14 protein-coding genes and 1 riboswitch are annotated in these 16,113 nt (G+C 67.7%); of the genes, 6 read left to right on the top strand and 8 right to left on the bottom strand.

Features of this window, described 5'->3' with window-relative positions:
• Positions 1-47: 47 nt before the first annotated feature.
• Complete coding sequence (gene asnB, locus PSS76_RS16385) at positions 48-1,973, bottom strand: asparagine synthase (glutamine-hydrolyzing) (RefSeq protein WP_005512473.1); 1,926 nt, start codon at positions 1,971-1,973, stop codon at positions 48-50.
• A gap of 301 nt (positions 1,974-2,274) precedes the next feature.
• Here asnB and ctaC point away from each other — a divergent pair, with 301 nt between their 5' ends.
• Together ctaC and PSS76_RS16375 are read left to right on the top strand one after the other, a co-directional pair.
• The gene (gene ctaC, locus PSS76_RS16380; protein ID WP_080561105.1) at positions 2,275-3,339 is read left to right on the top strand and encodes an aa3-type cytochrome oxidase subunit II; all 1,065 of its coding nucleotides are present in this window, start codon (positions 2,275-2,277) and stop codon (positions 3,337-3,339) included.
• A 35-nt stretch (positions 3,340-3,374) separates the two neighbouring features.
• Positions 3,375-3,791: a cytochrome c oxidase subunit 4 gene (locus PSS76_RS16375; RefSeq protein WP_005512476.1), complete on the top strand. Its 417-nt coding sequence runs from the start codon at positions 3,375-3,377 to the stop codon at positions 3,789-3,791.
• Positions 3,792-3,864: 73 nt separating this feature from the next.
• Here PSS76_RS16375 and PSS76_RS16370 read toward each other — a convergent pair whose 3' ends face one another.
• From PSS76_RS16370 to ctaE, 5 genes are all read right to left on the bottom strand, one after another.
• On the bottom strand, positions 3,865-5,316 hold the full coding sequence (locus PSS76_RS16370; protein ID WP_337456357.1) for a carotenoid oxygenase family protein: 1,452 nt from the start codon (positions 5,314-5,316) through the stop codon (positions 3,865-3,867).
• A gap of 138 nt (positions 5,317-5,454) precedes the next feature.
• On the bottom strand, positions 5,455-7,107 hold the full coding sequence (gene qcrB, locus PSS76_RS16365; protein ID WP_064079564.1) for a cytochrome bc1 complex cytochrome b subunit: 1,653 nt from the start codon (positions 7,105-7,107) through the stop codon (positions 5,455-5,457).
• Complete coding sequence (gene qcrA / locus PSS76_RS16360; protein ID WP_005512480.1) at positions 7,104-8,240, bottom strand: cytochrome bc1 complex Rieske iron-sulfur subunit; 1,137 nt, start codon at positions 8,238-8,240, stop codon at positions 7,104-7,106. Before qcrA ends, qcrB begins: the two co-directional genes overlap by 4 nt.
• Entirely contained in the window at positions 8,237-9,100 is an 864-nt protein-coding gene (gene qcrC / locus PSS76_RS16355) for a cytochrome bc1 complex diheme cytochrome c subunit (RefSeq protein WP_172504533.1), read from the bottom strand. The genes qcrA and qcrC overlap by 4 nt, the downstream gene beginning before the upstream one ends.
• Before the next feature lie 63 nt (positions 9,101-9,163).
• Positions 9,164-9,775 carry an aa3-type cytochrome oxidase subunit III gene (gene ctaE / locus PSS76_RS16350; protein ID WP_022596569.1) on the bottom strand — a complete coding sequence of 204 codons (612 nt, stop codon included), beginning with the start codon at positions 9,773-9,775 and terminating at the stop codon, positions 9,164-9,166.
• Between the two features lie 126 nt (positions 9,776-9,901).
• On the opposite strand from ctaE, the gene PSS76_RS16345 reads away from it, so the two are divergent.
• Positions 9,902-10,345 (top strand): hypothetical protein, encoded by a 444-nt coding sequence (locus tag PSS76_RS16345; protein WP_005512483.1) that lies wholly within the window; start codon positions 9,902-9,904, stop codon positions 10,343-10,345.
• A gap of 79 nt (positions 10,346-10,424) precedes the next feature.
• The gene (trpD, locus tag PSS76_RS16340) at positions 10,425-11,516 is read left to right on the top strand and encodes an anthranilate phosphoribosyltransferase (protein ID WP_064057677.1); all 1,092 of its coding nucleotides are present in this window, start codon (positions 10,425-10,427) and stop codon (positions 11,514-11,516) included.
• Between the two features lie 14 nt (positions 11,517-11,530).
• Here the strand turns inward: trpD and PSS76_RS16335 are convergent, their stop codons facing one another.
• Together PSS76_RS16335 and PSS76_RS16330 are read right to left on the bottom strand one after the other, a co-directional pair.
• A complete protein-coding gene (locus tag PSS76_RS16335) occupies positions 11,531-11,806 on the bottom strand; it encodes an Lrp/AsnC family transcriptional regulator (RefSeq protein ID WP_005512486.1) in 276 nt (91 codons plus the stop codon).
• Positions 11,807-11,815: 9 nt separating this feature from the next.
• Positions 11,816-13,549 carry a DEDD exonuclease domain-containing protein gene (locus tag PSS76_RS16330; RefSeq protein WP_337456356.1) on the bottom strand — a complete coding sequence of 578 codons (1,734 nt, stop codon included), beginning with the start codon at positions 13,547-13,549 and terminating at the stop codon, positions 11,816-11,818.
• A gap of 479 nt (positions 13,550-14,028) precedes the next feature.
• Positions 14,029-14,194: riboswitch (cyclic di-AMP (ydaO/yuaA leader) on the top strand.
• Positions 14,195-14,209: 15 nt separating this feature from the next.
• On the opposite strand from PSS76_RS16330, the gene PSS76_RS16325 reads away from it, so the two are divergent.
• Together PSS76_RS16325 and PSS76_RS16320 are read left to right on the top strand one after the other, a co-directional pair.
• The gene (locus PSS76_RS16325; RefSeq protein ID WP_005512488.1) at positions 14,210-14,818 is read left to right on the top strand and encodes a C40 family peptidase; all 609 of its coding nucleotides are present in this window, start codon (positions 14,210-14,212) and stop codon (positions 14,816-14,818) included.
• 267 nt (positions 14,819-15,085) lie between these two features.
• Entirely contained in the window at positions 15,086-16,111 is a 1,026-nt protein-coding gene (locus PSS76_RS16320) for an NlpC/P60 family protein (RefSeq protein ID WP_044991208.1), read from the top strand.
• Positions 16,112-16,113 lie beyond the last annotated feature (2 nt).

Below are 16,113 nucleotides of genomic sequence, written 5' to 3'. Positions count from 1 at the left end.
CTTTTCGGTAGTACCAGCTACCGAAAAGGCGCACGGGCGCGGAGCGCCTACAGGCTGACCGGGTACACCGGCTCCTGAATCTGCGGCACGATGCGCTTCTCGACGAAGATCCCGTGCCACACCATGAAGCACAGAACCGTCCACAGCCGGCGGCTGTGATCCGACGTCCCCGCGCGGTGCTCGTTCAGCATGCGGGTGACGGCCGCCTTGTCGAAGATGTGATCGGTACCCGACTCGGCGATCTGCTGGTGCGCCCAGTCGAACAGCTCGGTGCCGGCCAACCAGTGCCGCAATGGGACCGGGAAGCCCAGCTTGGCGCGATGGAGCACGTGCGGCGGCACGATGCCCTCGAGTGCCTGCCGAAGCGCGTACTTCGTCGTGGTCTTCGTGATCTTCTGATCCAGCGGCACACGCGAAGCGACGTCGAACACCTCGGGGTCGAGGAACGGCACCCGCAGCTCGAGCGAGTTCGCCATCGTCATCTTGTCGGCCTTGACCAGGATGTCGCCGCGCAGCCACGTGAACAGGTCCAGGTGCTGCATGCGCGCCACCGGATCCCAGTCCCGTGACTGCGCGTAGATGGGTGCGGTGACGTCCTGATGCGTCCACTCCGGGCGGAAGTCGCGCAGCACCGCCCGCAGCTGGGCGTCGTTGAAGCTGCGCGCGTTGCCGTAGTAGCGCTCCTCGAGCGTCATGGAGCCGCGGCTCAGCAGGCTCTTGCCGCGGGTGCCGTCCGGGATGCGCTCGGACAGCTTGCCGGCCGCCTTGCGCAGCGGTGCCGGCAGGTAGTCGAACGGCTTCAGCGACAGCGGTTCCCGGTAGATGGTGTAACCGCCGAACAGCTCGTCCGCGCCCTCACCGGACAGCACCACCTTGACGTGCTTGCGCGCCTCCTTCGCCACGAACCAGAGGGGAACGAGGGCGGGGTCGGCGACCGGATCGTCCAGATACCAGATGATCTCGGGGATCGCGGCCGCGAACTCGGCGGGGGAGACGACCTTGACCACGTGCCGTGCACCGATCGCCGCCGCGGACTCGGCCGCGACGTCCACCTCCGAGTAGCCCTCGCGCTCGAACCCGGTGGTGAAGGTGATCAGGTTCGGGTTGTGCCGCATCGCGAGCGCCGCGATCGCGGTGGAGTCGATGCCGCCCGACAGGAACGAGCCCACGGTGACGTCGGCGCGCATGTGCTTGGCCACCGAGTCCTCGAGGGCCTCCGCGATCTCGCGATAGCGGGACGCCTCGCTGCCGGGCGCGAACGGGACCGCCGGGAAGGTCGGCGTGAAGTAGCGCGTGGTCTCGGGCGCCTTGCCCGGCGTCAGGCGCGCGTAGCACCCGGATTCCAGTCGGCGGATCTCGGCGTGCAGCGTCTCGGGTTCCGGGACGTACTGGAGCACCGTGTAGTGCTCCGTCGCGCGCGGATCGAGATCGGTGTCGATGCCGATGACGTCGGCCAGCTCGAGCAGACTCTTCTTCTCGCTGCCGAACGCGGTGCCGGCGGCGCCGGTCGCGATGAACAGCGGCTTGATGCCGAAGGGGTCGCGCGCCACGAACAGCTCGCGGGTCTCGGTGTCCCACACCGCGAACGCGAACATCCCGCGCAGCCGGCGGACGGCGTCGGCGCCCCAGTAGTGGAAGGCGGCGACGATGGCTTCGCTGTCGCCCTCGGTGCGGAACTGCGCGTCGTGGTCCTTCGCGAGCTCCGCTCGGATCTCGAGGTAGTTGTAGATCTCACCGTTGAACGTGAGCGCGTACCGCTCGGGGTTCTCCGGCGGACCCCACCGCAGCGGCTGGTGCGAGTGTTCGATGTCGATGATCGACAGCCGGTTGAAACCGAAGATCAGGTCGTCGTCGTGCCACGTGCCGTGCTCGTCCGGGCCGCGATGGCGCAGGCAGTGCATGGCCGCATCGACGCGGGCGACGGCGTCGTCGCTGGTGCCGTCGGTGGTGAGTAGTCCGAGCAGTCCGCACACGGCGTCCAGTACCTCGATTCAGAGTCGGTTGTCGGGCGGAGACCGGTGGTCCGCGGGGGCTCGCCGATTTCCCAGGAAAGTATGCCGCAGTTTCCGGAGGGGGACCGTCGCCGGACCGCGGGAGGTGGCCGCGATCTCAGCTGAATCCCAGGTAGGGCGCGTAGCGTGGAGGGCCATTGGTCCCGACTGCAACACGGGCGCCGACCCGACAGTGGAGGATCGGCGCCTTTGGTCTACGCTGCGTAGTAATTGGGCCTTCCCATCGGGTGTGCCCTAGTGGAATTGCGGCGATCAGGAAGGCGTGAACGTGGCGCAAGGTCGGATCCTTCGGCGAGCCGGGCTGGCAGGCTCTTTGGGCATAGCTGCCATGCTGTTGTCGGGATGTTCAATCGACAACTCGGTGCTTCGCTTCGGGTGGCCCTCGGGAGTTACCCCGCAGGCAGAACGCATGCGCGAACTGTGGACGTGGTCGGTCATCGCCGCCCTCGTCATGGGTGTCATCGTGTGGGGCCTCACCTTCTGGGTGGTCGTGTTCCACCGCAAGAAGAAGGACTCGCCCGAGTTCCCCCGTCAGACGGCATACAACGTGCCGTTGGAGCTGTTCTACACGGCAGTTCCGTTCGTGATCATCGCTGTTCTCTTCTACTTCACGGTCGTGGTGCAGAACTACGTCACCGAGAAGAAGGACAACCCGAACGTGGTCGTCGACGTGACGGCCTACCAGTGGAACTGGAAGTTCGGCTACCGCAGCATCGATCTCGGTGACGGCGCCGCCAAGTACGACGGCATCGACCAGGCCGCTACCGAGGCCGCGCTGGCTGCGTCGAAGCCCGAGGGCGTCGACGAGCACGGCAAGGAGAAGATCGGCGCGATCCACGGCAAGAACCCGCAGGACCTGTCCTACCTGGCGTACGACAAGATCGAGACCGTCGGCACCAGCAACGAGGTTCCGATCCTGGTGCTGCCGACCGGCAAGCGTATCGAGTTCGTCCTGGCGTCCTCCGACGTCATCCACTCCTTCTGGGTCCCGGAGTTCCTGTTCAAGCGTGACGTGAACCCGAACCCCAAGGAGAACCACTCGGACAACGTCTTCCAGATCAGCGAGATCGAGAAGGAAGGCGCGTTCGTGGGCCGCTGCGCCGAGATGTGCGGCACCTTCCACGCGATGATGAACTTCGAGGTCCGTGCAGTGACGCCGGAGAAGTTCGAGCAGTACATCCAGGCCCGCAAGTCGGTCGAAGAGGGCGGCAAGGGCATGAACACCGGCGAGGCGCTGGCGTCGATCGGCGAGTCGCCCACCGCGACCTCGACCTCCCCGTTCTACACCGATCGCACCGTGCGCGAGGCATCGGCCAACGGGAACTGACGCCCGAGAACCACTGACCAAGGACAAGAACTGATATGAAGATCGAAGCCAAGCTCTTCGAGATCCTGACGGTGTTCTTCATTCTCGTCGCGATCGTCTACGGTGTCTTCACCGCGATGTCGCGGACCGGAATCGAGTGGGCCGGCCTCACCGCGATCATCCTGTCGGCAGGCCTGAGCCTGATCGTCGGGACCTACTTCCGCTTCGTGGCGCGTCGTCTCGACACCCGCCCCGAGGACTACGAAGAGGCCGAAATCTCCGACGGCTCGGGCGACCTGGGCTTCTTCAGCCCCGGCAGCTTCTGGCCGATCCTGCTGGCCGGTGCGGCCGCCTTCGCGGCCATCTCGCTGGCGTTCTTCCAGCCGTGGATGATCGTCGTGGCCGTGGTGCTGGTTCTCACCGCCGCCGCCGGCCTGGTCTTCGAGTACCACCTCGGACCCGAGAAGCACTAGCGCTCACCTCAGAACGACGCCGAAGGCGCCGAACCCCAGCCGGGTTCGGCGCCTTCGCCGTTCTCGGGGCTCGTCACAGGGTCGCTGCGGCGTCCGGCACCCAGTTCCCGTGGAAGCCGGCGGGAACCCGGCGGGGGAGCGCGATCGACGCCTGATCCTCGAGCGTCCGCGCATCGAGGATCCTGAGCTCGGTCGAGTTCTCCGCGGGATTCGTCACCAATCCCATCACCACGCCGTGCCCCTCCGGGGAGTCCGGAGCCTCCGGGTGGAACACGAATTCGCCCACCGCCGATCGGGGACCGAAATCGCGCATTGCCTGGATGCCGTGGGCGCGATCGGACCGGACGAGGCGGTGCTCGCCGGAGAGGTCGTCGGAGCCCACCACGAGCCAGCAGTCGTGATGGAGCGAGGCGGTGTAGCGCTCGTCGAACCGCGGGAACTCGACGTTCTCGTCGCCGAGTCGGGTGCGGCGGACGCGGCTGCTGACCAGCGGGTCCAGATGCCAGCGCTCGAGTCGCGGGCGCCCCTCGGACGGACCGGTGCGGTCGGCGTCGAACACCCGCTCGTGCACGACGAGATCCACGACCACCTTCCCGCCCTCACTGGTGGCGTTGACCGGATGAAAGACGTAGCACGGCTCGACGTCCAACCACATCGGTGTCGGATCACCGCGGCGGGGGACGAGCCCCACACGGGGCGGATAGCGGTGGTCCCAGCGGTACGGGAAGCTCCCGGCGCGGGTCGCAGGCACGCGGTTCAGGACCGGACGCGGCAGTCGGACGCGTCCGATCGTGGCACTCAGCGCGAGCGCGGCGAAGGGACGCAGCGGGCGGGCGATGTTGGCGGTGACGGCGCTGCGAACGTCGAACGTGACCGGCAGGTCGTAGATCACCACGAAGTCAGGGGTGAGCGAGAAGGCGTGCATCATCGGGCTGCCCCCGACCCGGATCGGGAGCTTGCGGCGGAGACGGCCGTCCGGTCCGATGACGGTGTAGAGGACGGTGTCGCCCCGACCGAAGTGGTAGGAGACGGCGTGCAGCTCACCGGTACCCGGTTCCTCGATCGGATGGGCGGTGTAGCCGCCGCGCACCGTGCCGTCGAAGTCGCACACGTCGACCGTGTCAAGGTCGTAGGAGAGTTCGGCACAGGCGACGCCCGCCTCGACCAGGGCGAGGGTGCGCCCCGCGAAGCCGATGACGTTGGTGTTCGCCGACGGCCCGTGCAGGGGTGAGCGACCGTGCTCCGGGGGAGCGGATCGGTGCAGCGCCCTCGACGTGACCTCCGAGTCGACCCACCTGTTGCGGTACCACAGTGCGCGTCCACCGCTCATCCGGATGCCGTGCACCATGCCGTCGCCGGTGAACCAGTTGTACTCGTCCGGACGCACCTGCGCGATCGGGTTGGGGCCGTTGCGCAGATAGCGGCCGTCGAGCCACTCCGGGATCGTGCCCCGCACCGGAAGGTCGAACTCGGTCACCTCGGCGCGCACCGGTGCATACCGTTCGTCGACATAGCTCGCCACCATCGAATCCCCCCGCAACGTCGTCGTTGTCGAGGACAGTAGAGGCACGTCGGGGTACCCGGGTGGTTTCCGGGCGGATCCGGAACGAGGAAGGCCCCGAACCGATATCGGTTCGGGGCCTTCCTCGTCGGTCTCGGCGAACTAGTGCGCTTCGCCGTTGCCGTTGCCGGAGCCGTTTCCGCGGATGCGGTCCTGGTACTCCGTGAGCATCTTCAGCTGCTCGTGCTCAGCCTTGTGATCGGCTGCCTCGAGCGCCTGGCTCTGCTCGACCGGGTCCGGGGTGATCCAGCTACCCGAGCCGGGCTTGCCGGCGGAGCCGAGCTTGTTCATCTTCTTCGGGATCGCAGCACCCTGGTACTCCAGCGGGATCGGGTGGCCGTGATCGTCGACCGGGCCGAGCGGCTGGTGGATCTCGACGTACTCACCGTGCGGCAGGCGCTTGATGATGCCCGTCTCGATGCCGTGCTCGAGCACCGCGCGGTCGCTGCGCTGCAGACCCAGGCAGAACCGGTAGGTGACGTAGTACGCGACCGGAGGCAGGATCACCATGCCGATGCGGCCGATCCAGGTCATCGCGTTGAGCGAGATGTCCAGGTGGTAGGCGATGATGTCGTTGATGCACGAGATCGTCAGCACCAGGTAGAACGCGATGGCCATCGCGCCGATGCCGGTGCGGACCGGGACGTCACGCGGACGCTGCAGCAGGTTGTGGTGCGCGTCGTCCTTCGTGAACTTCTTCTCGATCCACGGGTAGGCGATCAGCAGTGCGAACACCAGGCCCATGATCACCGCGACGGCGAACACCGCGGGGACCGTGTACCGGTCGAACAGGTACAGCTCCCATGCCGGCCACAGACGTGCCAGGCCGTCGGTCCACATCATGTAGAAGTCGGGCTGCGAGCCTGCGGAGACCTGCGACGGGTTGTACGGGCCGATGTTCCAGATCGGGTTGATCTGCAGCAGGCCGCCCATCAGGGCCAGGACACCGAACGTGAACGCGAAGAACGCGCCACCCTTGAGAGCGAACACCGGGAGGATGCGAACGCCGACGACGTTCTTCTCGGTGCGGCCGGGGCCGGGGAACTGCGTGTGCTTCTGGTACCAGACCAGCGCCAGGTGGGCGGCGATCAGGGCCAGGATGATGCCGGGCAGCAGCAGGACGTGCGCGACGTACAGACGCGGGATGATCAGGGTGCCGGGGAAGTCGCCACCGAAGATCAGCCAGTGCAGCCAGGTGCCGGCGACCGGGACACTCAGGGTGATGCCGGAGAGCGCGGCGCGCAGGCCGGTACCGGAGAGCAGGTCGTCGGGCAGCGAGTAACCGAAGAAGCCCTCGAACATCGCCAGGATCAGCAGCAGCGAGCCGATGACCCAGTTCGCCTCACGCGGGCGACGGAACGCGCCGGTGAAGAAGATGCGCAGCAGGTGCACGATGATCGACGCGGCGAACATCAGCGCAGCCCAGTGGTGGATCTGGCGGACGAACAGACCGCCGCGAACCTCGAACGAGATGTCGAGGGTCGTGGCGTAGGCGCGGGACATCTCGACGCCGCGGAGCGGCTCGTAGGCGCCGTTGTACGTGACTTCGGCCAGCGACGGGTCGAAGAACAGCGTCAGGTAGACGCCCGAGATCAACAGGATGATGAAGCTGTAGAGCGCGATCTCGCCGAGCATGAACGACCAGTGCGTCGGGAAGACCTTGTTGATCTGCCGCTTCATACCGGCCGCGAGGTGGTAGCGGGAGTCGACTCCCTCTGCCTGGGCGGCAACTCTGGATTGAGTGGTAGTGGTCACGGTCGACGCTCCCAAAATGCCGGGCCGAGGGCTTCGATGAAGTCACCGTTGGCGACGAGGTAGCCCTCTTCGTTCACTGTAATAGGCAGCTGCGGAAGAGCACGAGCGGCGGGACCGAAAAGCGGCTTGCCGTACTGCAGCGCGTCGAACTGCGACTGGTGGCAGGGGCACAGGATTCGGTTGGTCTGCTGCTCGTAGAGCGAGGTGGGGCAGCCGAGGTGGGTGCAGATCTTCGAGTAGGCGAAGTAGTCGCCGTAGTTGAAGCTCTCCTGGCCCTTGCGCTTGATGACCTTCTGGGTGTCCTCGGTGCGCAGACGGATCAGCATGACCGAGTTGCGGATGCCACGCAGAGCCTTGAACAGCTCCTCGTCGTTGCCGCGCTCGGACTCACGGAAGGGGAAGACGGTCTCCATGGCGCCGGCGTCGAGATCCTCGGGGCGAACCAGCACGATGTCGTGCGGACGTCCGGTGTCGCGACGCAGGTAGATGGTCTCGCCCTCGTAGCGCGGGGTCCAGCCGGACACCCACAGCGGCGAGTCGTCGCCCTTGGCCCACGGGTTCTTGATCATGCCGCCGAGGGGCATGACGGACATGACGCCGATGGCGCCGCCACCGAAGATCAGGCTGCGCTTGATCATCTTGCGGCGGCCGATCGTCGAGCTGTCGAGCGTGTCGCCGAGCTGCGCGACGAGCGTGCGCTTGTCGACCTCGGCCGAGCCGCCGTCGTGGCGGTCCTGGATCGAGACCTCTTCGGGGACGAACTTCTTGGTGAACTTCACCGCGCCGACGCCGACACCGAGGATCGCCAGACCCATGGTGAGGCCGATCAGCGGGGTGTACAGGTTGTACGCCGAGTAGGTGTCCTCACCCGGACCGGCGTACTCCCACGGCCAGAACAGGAAGATCGCGATGAACGCGATCGCCGAGACGCCCGCCAGGATGAACCAGAAGGCAACCGAACGCTCTGCGCGCTTCTCGGCCTTCGTGCCCTTGACCGCCCAGCGGTCCTTGCGGAACGCGACATCGACGCCGTCGAGGTTGGTACCGAGCTTGACGAGGTCGTCACGGCTCATACGGTCGAGTTCGTCGTCCGTGTACTTCTTCGGCGTATCGCCGCTGCCGGCGTCGCTCATGACCTTGCTCCGATCCACAGTGCTGCACCGACGACAGCGACGATGCCGACGACCCACATCGCGAGACCCTCGGAACCCGGTCCGATTCCACCGAGGCCGTAGCCGCCGGGGTTCTTGTTCTCGCTGGACTGCTTGACGTAGGCGATGATGTCCTTCTTCTCCTCGAGCGTCAGCTGACGGTCGGAGAACTTGGGCATGTTCTGCGGGCCCGTGACCATGGCGGCGTAGATCTGCTGCTCGTTGGCCGGGTCCAGAACGGGGGCGTACTTGCCGGACGACAGCGCACCGCCGCGACCGGTGAAGTTGTGGCACGACGCGCAGTTGAGGCGGAAGAGCTCGCTACCGCGGGCGACGTCGCCGCCACGCAGCGAGGACTGCGCGATCTCGCCGTTCTCGTCGCGGATGACGGTCGGGCCGCCGCCCTGGGACTGCACGTAGGCGCCGATGGCGTCGGTCTGACGGGCGTCGAACTTGGCCGGCTTACGGGAAGCCTGGGCCTCGTTGCGAGCGGCCGGCATACGACCGGACGACACCTGGAAGTACACGGCGGCCTCGCCGACACCGATGAGGCTGGGGCCGCGGTCCTGGACACCCTGCAGGTTCGCGCCGTGGCACGTGATGCAGGAGGTGTCGTAGAGCTGCTTGCCCTCGCGGATCAGCGCGGCGGAATCGTCGCTCGCGGTGGCGACCTGCGGTGCAGGCGTCAGTGCGGAGGCGAGGAATCCGGCGCTCACGAGACCCATCATCAGGATCAACGCGCCGGTGACGCGCCGGCGCAGCTTGCGCTGGCGGCGCGCCTTGGCGGCGGTGGTGCGGTCGGGCATGTCACCCTCGATTGCGGGAGGGGGGGATGAACTCATCTGTATCCCTTTGGTATGTCGGGACGACTGAAGCGTCAGGGGGCTGCCTGGTCGTTCAGCTGGCTAACGGATGAAATAAATCGTGGCGAACAGGCCGATCCACACAATGTCGACGAAGTGCCAGTAGTACGAAACGACGATCGCCGCAGTGGCCTGTGCAGGCGTGAACTTGCTGACCTTGGTGCGGACGATCAAGAAGACGAACGCGATCAGACCGCCGATGACGTGCAGGCCGTGGAAGCCGGTCGTCATGTAGAAGACCGATCCGTACACACTGCTCGAGATCGTCGTTCCCTCGTGCACCAGGTGGTAGTACTCGTAACCCTGGCCGAGCACGAAGAACGTGCCCATGGCAAGAGTCACCAGGTACCAACGCCGGAGACCGAAGACGTCACCCTTTTCTGCCGCGAAGACACCCATCTGGCAGGTGAAGGAAGACGCAATCAGCACCAGCGTGACCGGCACGGCCAACGTGAGGTTCAGCTCCGTCGGCTCCGGTGGCCAGTTCCCATTCGCCTGTGCTCGTGCAACGAAATACATGGCGAAGAGCCCTGCGAAGAACATGAGCTCGCTTGACAACCACACGATGGTGCCGACGCTGACCATGTTTGGCCGGTTCAGCGAGTGCACGCGCTGGGTGATTGCCGATCCTGAAGTCCCTACTGCGCTCGTCACGCTGAGAAGTATGACGCTTCGTCGTAAAGGAAAGCCACCCGGGTCCGGTGTCGGCGCGTCGGCCCACGTCAGAGGCCATTCCTCGGCGGTCCCGGCGGGCGTCGGTGGACGTGACAAAGTAGGCACATGGAACTCAGGAGCGGTGTCGCTCGTTGGTTTGGCGGATTTCTGTCCAGGCGCTCGCCCGCGGCCCTCGATCGAACGCGCGAGGACCTCGTGGTGGTGGTGTCCGGCTTCGACGACGTCGAGGCGTGCTCGACCACCCTCGAACGTGGCGCTGCGGGCGCGCCGGCATGGGTGCCCGATGCCCAGGCCGTGCTCCGGCATCACCTCCGTCTGCCGTCGGATCGGGTGCAGGAGGCGGTGGACGTCGCGGGTCAGGACGACTACGCGCTCGCGGACGAACCCGTGGTGGACGCGGACGGGGTCGCGACGGTGCTCCTCGAGCGGGTGCAGCTTCTCGACGCCCTGCACTGCTCCCAGGAGCGGTCGCGGATGGCCGGCCTGGCCCAGCGGCTCGGGGGCACCGCGCTGGGCTGGGAGGGGCTGCAGCCGCCGTCCGCGGGGTGAGCTCGGACGGGCGCACTAAGCTGCGGAACGTCAAATCTCCGCCCGACCGGTTGGTGGGCGTACAGCAGAAGGGGTCGTCATGGTGCGGCAGTCGGCAGCGCAGGCAGTGAATCGAGTGGCGGGCGCGGCCGACCGGACCTGGCCGGCGATTCTCGGGGCCCTCACCGACGGCAGGAATCTCACCGCCGACGACGCCGCATGGGCGATGGACGAGATCATGTCCGACAACGCCACCTCCGCGCAGATCGCCGCGTTCGGTGTCGCCCTGAAGATGAAAGGTGCGACGCCGCCCGAACTGCGCGGCCTCGCGGACGCGATGCTCGGCCACGCCCGGAGCGTGCCGGTCTCGCCGGACGTGGTCGACGTGGTCGGTACCGGCGGTGACCGCTCCAACACGGTGAACATCTCCACGATGGCGTCGGTCGTGGTGGCGGCGGCGGGTGTCCGGGTCGTCAAGCACGGCAACCGTGCCGCCTCCTCCAAGAGCGGTGGCGCCGACGTCCTCGAGGCGCTGGGCGTGCACATCAATCTCGGCGCTCAGGAGGTCGCGCGCTGCGTCGAGGAGGTGGGGATCGGGTTCTGCTTCGCGCCGGTGTTCCACCCGGCACTGCGCTTCGCGGGAGCGCCCCGCAAGGAGATCGGCATCCCGACGGTGTTCAACGTCCTCGGGCCGCTGACGAACCCTGCCCGCCCGCGCGCCGGACTGATCGGCTGCGCCTTCGAGGATCTCATCGAGGTGGTCGCCGGGGTGCTCGCGGAGCGCGGCAACTCGGCGCTGGTGGTGCGCGGTGACGACGGACTCGACGAACTCACCACGTCGACGACGTCGGTGGTGCACGTGGTCTCGGGTGGCACCGTGCGCACCCGGAAGCTGGATCCGACGGATCTGGGTATCGCGCGGGTGCCGCTGGATGCGCTGCGCGGGGGCGACGCCCAGGCCAACGCGGCGGTCGCGCGCGGTGTGTTCGCCGGCGACGAGGGGCCGGTCCGCGACGCGGTCCTGCTGAATGCGGCCGGTGCGCTCGCCGCGTTCGACGGCGTCGGCGACAGCCTCGAGGAATCGCTGGCCGCAGGTCTCGAGAAGGCGGCCCGGGCAATCGATTCGGGTGCCGCCGCGACGGTGCTCGAGCGGTGGGCGGCGCTCACCACGGAACTGGCCGCCCACCACTAGACGCGCGGGGCCGCCTACTCGCCGAGCGAGAAGGCGGCCTCGATGTCCGCGCTGGAGTACGACTGGAACGCGATGTGCGTCGCTGTCTTGGTCACGCCGCGCACCTTGTTGATGCGCTCGGTCACGACCTCGGCGATCTGGGCGTGGTCGCGCACCTTGACGATCGCGATCAGATCGACGTCGCCGGCGCACGAGTAGACCTCGGAGACTCCGCCCAGGTCGGCGACCGCCTGTGCAGTCTCGGGGATCCGGTCGGCCTCGGCGTGGATCATGACGATCGCGTTGATCATGGCGCTCCTTCAGCTTTGCTGTCGTTCGACAGACACAGTAGGCGCTCGGGCTGTCCGGGCGAGCGTGCACCAGTCCTCCCAGGATCCGGCGCCGTGTGCGGGCTCGGACCAGCCGTGGCTGGTCCGGACGATCCGCACACCGTCGGCGTCGAGCCAGCGCGCGATGACTGCGAGCTCCTCGGGTGAGGCGCCCCGCAGTGGCACCGGATCGGGGAGGACCGTCTCCGCCGATGCGACCAGTGCCTCGACCACCGGCATCGGCGCGACGCCACGCCTCGAGACACCCGCGGACGCGAGGCGTCCGGCCCGGATGACGGCGAACTCCCAACCGCCCTCCGGAGCCGGCCGGGCGGCGACCAGTTCGTCGACGGCGGCCAGCGCGGCGAGCCGTTGCACACGGCGCAGGGCGAGGCCGAGGATCGCCACGCGGTCCCGCAGGCGGGCCGCGCTCTCGAACAACTCGGCGGCGGCGAGTTCCTCGATGCGAGCGCGCGCACGCCGCAGCGGCGCGTCGTCCTCGCCCCGGATCAGCGCCCGTGCCGTCTCGGGCGCGACGCGGTAGCCCTCCTCGTCGTCGGCGATCGCAGGACAACCGCCGATGTCCCGTGGCGGGCACTTCGGTCCGTGCCACTGCCCCTTCCCGATCCGCGTCGTACAGGTCCGCAGCCCACAGAACTCGGCCACCGTCGCGGCGGCGTCCGTGGCGTCCGTCCGGGACCGGAAGGGGCCCAGGGCGTCTGCGGTGGGCGTACGGACCACGGAGAGGCGCGGAAAAACCTCGTTGGTGAGCGTGACCCACCAGCCGCGCATCGGGAACTTGGAGCGCCGGTTGTACGGCGGCACGTGCGCGCTCAGCAGTCGCAACTCGCGCACCCCCGCCTCGAGCGGATGCGCGCACTCGACGTGGTCGACCCGGGTCGCGAGCGCGACCATCTCTTTCATCCGTCCGCGAGTCTCGGATCCGGTGAAGTAGTTGCGCACGCGTCGTCGCAGATCCGACGCGGTCCCCACGTAGAGCACCTCGTCCGACGGCCCGCGGAACAGGTACACGCCCGGCGACCGCGGAAGGTGGCTCGCCAGGGTGCGTTTGGCGCGTTGTTCCGACGACACGCGCGGCAGGTAGTCGAGAAGTTCCGGCAGGCTGTGCACGCCCTGGTTGCCGACCCGCCCGATGAGCGCGTGCAATACGTCGACGGTGGCCCGGGCGTCGTCGAGCGCCCGGTGCGTCGGTGTGGTGTCCGCCCCCAGCAGCGCCGCGAGCGCCGACAGTTTGACCGAGGGCGCCTCGTCACGCCCCAGGACTCGGCGCGCGAGCTTCACGGTGCACAGCACCTGGAACTTGGGCCACGGCAGACCCTGTCGGGCGGCTGCCGCCTTGAGGAACCCGACGTCGAAGCCGGCGTTGTGCGCGACGAGTACTGCACCACCGGCGAACTCGAGGAAGGCCGGGAGCACCGTGTCGATCCGCGGCGCGGTGCGCACCATCGCCGTCGTGATCCCGGTGAGTTCGACGATGTACGGCGGAATCGCGCGGCCGGGATCGACGAGGGTGCCGAGCTCCCCGAGCACCTCGCCGCCACGCACCTTCACGGCCCCGATCTCGGTGATCGCGTCGGACTCCGAGCTTCCGCCGGTGGTCTCGAGGTCGACGACGACGAAGGTCGTCTCGCGCAGGGGGGTGTCGAGTTCGTCGAAAGTCAGTTGGAGGCCGTCGGCGGTTCGGGCGTTCGGCGATCTGCTCACGACCGCAGACCTTAGAGAGCCCCTCCGACAACGGCTCCGGTAGCGCGTCGGACCCGTCCGCGGGCGTGGAGAGACGAGGATCACACCCGCCGTTCTCGGCGCCCGGATCGCATCGTGTGCGATCGCTGTTGGGCGAGTTCGGTTTCGGCCGTCGCGGCGTGGTCGTGACGGACGCGGGCGGGCCGGGGTGTGGTCTTCGGCGGCGCCCGTGGATCTCGCGCTGACCAGTGGCGACCGGCGGTTCGTCGCTCGTCGCGCGCGTTCGCCGCCGCCGCGCGGGGGAAGCGGGGTGAACGCCCTGTGTGAGCGGAACCGAACTGGTTGTTATCCGTCCGTGATGTTGGGGCCGGGAGGATGCCTCGAACCCCGGCCAAACGATTGAAAAGTGCGGATTCGGCGCGTCCGGGTCGACACGGAGGATGCGCTTTCGTAATCTTCTCGAGACCTAGCGGAGTCTTGCCGTCCCACCCGGAACGGCATCGCTGGGCCCGCCTAATCGAAACCTCATCGAGGGGACGTGCCGGGAACCCAAGTTTCCTTTGGGGTGAATCCCGTCGAAGCCGCGTGTGCGGTGTCGACGGGTAGGGCTGATCTTCCCAGCCCGAACCCGTCAGCTAACTCGGTCGGCGGACGAACGGAAGAAACGGAGTTACCTTTCTCGTGGCGTCATCCAATCTCAAGCGTTCCGCGCAGCGCGCAGCCGTCGCCGGCGCACTTGCAATCGGAGCCGTCGCGGTCTCCGCGGCCCCGGCCATCGCCGATCCCGTCAACGTCCCGGGCGTCGGCACGGTCGACCTCCCCGGCGTGAACCAGGCTCAGGTCGACGCGGCCGTCGCGCAGATCGCCCCGATCGTCGCGCCTGCGCTGCCTACCGGCTCCGCCGATCTCGCACCCGCCGCTCCGGCTTCGGTCGCGCCGATCCTCAGCGCCGGCCAGCAGGCCCTGCAGGCAGCGGAGAGCAAGCTCGGCGCCCCCTACGTCTACGGTGCCGCCGGTCCGGACGCGTTCGACTGCTCGGGCCTCGTGCAGTGGGCCTACAAGCAGGCCGGCCTCAACCTTCCGCGTACGAGCTACGACCAGGCCGCGGCCGGTTGGTCTGTCGCGCGTGACGATCTGCAGGTCGGCGACGTCATCTCCTTCTACGGTGGCAGCCACTCGGGTATCTACGCCGGCAACGGCAACGTCATCCACGCATCGACCGCCGGCCAGCCGGTGAAGCTCGCGCCGGTGTCGTCGATGCCTTTCGACGGCGCTCGCCGCTACGCGTAGTCGACACAACAGTTCTCGGTTCTCGGGGCGGGTCCGGTTTCGGACCCGCCCCGAGCCGTATCCGAACGCCGTTCGCACCGCGTCAGCTGTGGCATTCGCGACTGTGCGGCGTTCTGTTGTACCGGTGGGTAGACACGGACATATACCCTTCCGTAACCTATTCGAGACATTACGGAGCCCATCGCCGTGCGATGGAGACTGAATCCAGAAACGGAGTGTCGCGCAGCTGTGCCCGCTGACAAGTCCTCGCTCAAGTTCAAGCGCTCGATGTGTACTGCTCTGGCGACGGGGGTGCTCTCCCTGACCCTCGTGGGGCTGCCCGCAGGCTCGGCGGGTGCCGATCCCGTGCTGAGCAATCCGACCGCGGCGCTCGACCGCCTCGCGGAACTCTCCCGGGAATCCGAACGGACCACCGAAGCTCTCCACAATGCCCAGATCGATCTCGAGGGCAAGCAGGCGGCCCAGCGGGACGCGGAGGCGCGGTTGGCGCGCGACCGGGACGCCCTCGCAGCGGCCGAATCCCGGATCGATCAGTTCCGGCCCACGGTCGGCAAGCTGGCGGCCGCGAGTTACCAAGGCGCGCGGACCAATCGGCTCTATGCGCTGATGCTGAGCGATTCGCCGCAGCAGTTGCTGGACCAGATGGCTGCGCTGGACGCCATTTCGAACGAGACGTCGAAGGCCGTCGCGGGGTTCAAGCAGGCGTCGGTCGAGGCGTCCGCCGCCGCCGAGGCCTCGCGGGTTTCCGCGGACGCGGCGCGATCGGCCACCGACCAGGCCAGAGTCGTCAGCGACGATCTGCAGAACAAGCAGAGTGAGCTGCAGAAGCAGATCGAGTCGGTGACACAGGCGTTCGACCGTCTCACCGGCGCCGAGCGGGCTCAGCTGGCCGGTAGCTCCTTCCCGCCCGGGTTCGACGCCGGACGCATCCTGGGGAACCTGGCGCCCGGCACCGGCTCCGCGGCGCTGCAGGCCGGGATGACGCAGATCGGGAAGCCGTACAGCTGGGGTGCCACCGGCCCGGACGCCTACGACTGCTCCGGGTTGGTCGTGTGGGCGTACAAGCAGATCGGCAAGGTGCTGCCACGCTCGAGCCAGGCGCAGGCGGGTGGCGGGACGCCGGTGGACAAGAGTCAGCTGCAGCCGGGTGACGTCGTGCTGTTCTACGAGGACGCCTCGCACGTCGGGCTGTACGCGGGTGACGGCAACGTACTGCACGCCTCCACCTACGGCACGCCCGTGAAGGTCGACTCGATGGCGTCGATGCCGTTCTACGGTGCACGCCGGTACTGACC

This window comes from Prescottella sp. D32, assembly GCF_037287305.1.
Lineage (GTDB): Bacteria > Actinomycetota > Actinomycetes > Mycobacteriales > Mycobacteriaceae > Prescottella > Prescottella equi.
The sequence above is the reverse complement of the archived record's forward strand: the minus strand, read 5'-3'. Positions and strand labels throughout refer to the sequence as shown.

Coding starts and splice junctions, on each gene's coding strand:
- PSS76_RS16375 (WP_005512476.1), top strand. CDS start 3,375: ATGAAGATCGAAGCCAAGCTCTTCGAGATCCTGACGGTGTTCTTCATT.
- PSS76_RS16370 (WP_337456357.1), bottom strand. CDS start 5,316: ATGGTGGCGAGCTATGTCGACGAACGGTATGCACCGGTGCGCGCCGAG.
- qcrA (WP_005512480.1), bottom strand. CDS start 8,240: ATGAGCGACGCCGGCAGCGGCGATACGCCGAAGAAGTACACGGACGAC.
- qcrC (WP_172504533.1), bottom strand. CDS start 9,100: ATGAGTTCATCCCCCCCTCCCGCAATCGAGGGTGACATGCCCGACCGC.
- PSS76_RS16345 (WP_005512483.1), top strand. CDS start 9,902: ATGGAACTCAGGAGCGGTGTCGCTCGTTGGTTTGGCGGATTTCTGTCC.
- trpD (WP_064057677.1), top strand. CDS start 10,425: ATGGTGCGGCAGTCGGCAGCGCAGGCAGTGAATCGAGTGGCGGGCGCG.
- PSS76_RS16335 (WP_005512486.1), bottom strand. CDS start 11,806: ATGATCAACGCGATCGTCATGATCCACGCCGAGGCCGACCGGATCCCC.
- PSS76_RS16320 (WP_044991208.1), top strand. CDS start 15,086: ATGTGTACTGCTCTGGCGACGGGGGTGCTCTCCCTGACCCTCGTGGGG.